Source organism: Mesorhizobium sp. M0048, assembly GCF_040323405.1.
GTDB lineage: Bacteria > Pseudomonadota > Alphaproteobacteria > Rhizobiales > Rhizobiaceae > Mesorhizobium.
Map to the genome: position 1 here is coordinate 1 of NZ_JAMYUV010000113.1, position 1,308 is coordinate 1,308.

Sequence of the window (1,308 nt, forward strand, 5' to 3'; positions counted from 1 at the left end):
GGACACCTCGAACTACCGGCATTTCCAGAGTGGGTGGTGCGACAATGAGGTTGCGAACAGCCTGACGCGCGGCGGGGGCTGGATTTCGGTCGTTGGGGCTGATGCTGGTTGCCGATTTCGGCATCGCGGCGGCGTTTTCCGCCGCTCTCGCCGTCAGGCGAACGCAGTTCGCCGTTGGTGCCAGACGAAGCGGGTGAGATTGTAGGCGAGGTTGGCCATGCCGATCTTGGTGCAAGCGCGAGCGATGCCAATCGTGCGGACAAACAGGCCCATGCGGGATTTCTGCTGCGCGAAGACGTGCTCGACGAAAGCGCGGATCTTTGAGCGCCGGCCATTGGCCCGTGCCATCGCCTCGCTCATCGGCCGGCCTTTCGGCTTCTTGTGATGAATGTCGGAGACGTAGCCGTTCTTGTCCAGCCACGCCTCATTCTTCTTCGAGCGATAGGCGGTGTCGGCCCATACCGTCGAGCCGGTGTTGTTCTTGTCCAGCACGTTGCGAAGCTGCGCCCCGTCCCAAGCCGAGGCGCCGGTGACGTTCCAGCCGCGGATGAAGCCGTGGCGGCGATCGATCGAGGCATGGTTTTTGTAGCCGAAGGCGGGAACGGCGATATCGCGCTGCTTCGTCTTTCCCTCCTCATCGGCCTTGGCCTTCGAGAACTTCACGGTCCAGCGCGCGTCCCGGTCCTTCTGGCGCAGCTTGGCTGGTTTCTTCTGCCACTCGTCCGGCACCTTTCCTGCCTTGATGTCAGCCTTTTCAGCATCGGAATTGCGTTGCTTCGGCGCCGCCACGATCGTGGCATCCACGATCTGGCCACCCATCGCCAGATAACCGGCCTTGGTGAGGTGCTTGTCAAAACGGGCGAACAGGTTGTCCACCGCCCGGGCCTGCGTGAGGTGCTCCCTAAACAACCAGATCGTCTTGGCGTCGGGCACCTTGTCGCCGAGCCCCAACCCGAGGAAACGCATGAAGGAAAGCCGGTCTTGGATCTGAAACTCGGTCTGATCGTCCGAGAGACTGTAGAGCGCCTGCAGAACCAGGACCTTGAACATCATCACCGCATCAAAGGGCGGCCGGCCGCCTTTGGCGCCATCGGAGCGCTTCAGCGCCTTGGCCAGCGGTTTCCGGAAAACCTCCCAAGGCACCACCGCGTTCAGCTTCTCCAGTGGATCGCCGGCCGCGCTCAGCCGGACATAACGCTCGTCAATGTCCCAGAATCCAGCCTGGCCTCGCATCCAACGCCTCCGTGCAAATCACCAGGCGAAGTGAATCAAAATGCGGTCTCGATTGCCAGGTTTTTCGAGGTGTCC

Annotated in this window: 1 protein-coding gene; it reads right to left on the reverse strand. The window is 61.8% G+C overall.

Annotation, left to right across the window (positions count from 1 at the left end; translation table 11 throughout):
- Positions 1-153: 153 nt before the first annotated feature.
- Positions 154-1,233, reverse strand: coding sequence for an IS5 family transposase (locus NKJ84_RS32945; protein ID WP_352509991.1), 1,080 nt, complete (start codon positions 1,231-1,233; stop codon positions 154-156).
- Between the last annotated feature and the right edge of the window lie 75 nt (positions 1,234-1,308).

Bases quoted from the DNA above. Each gene is read 5' to 3' on its own strand.
- NKJ84_RS32945 (WP_352509991.1), bottom strand. From the start codon at position 1,233: ATGCGAGGCCAGGCTGGATTCTGGGACATTGACGAGCGTTATGTCCGG.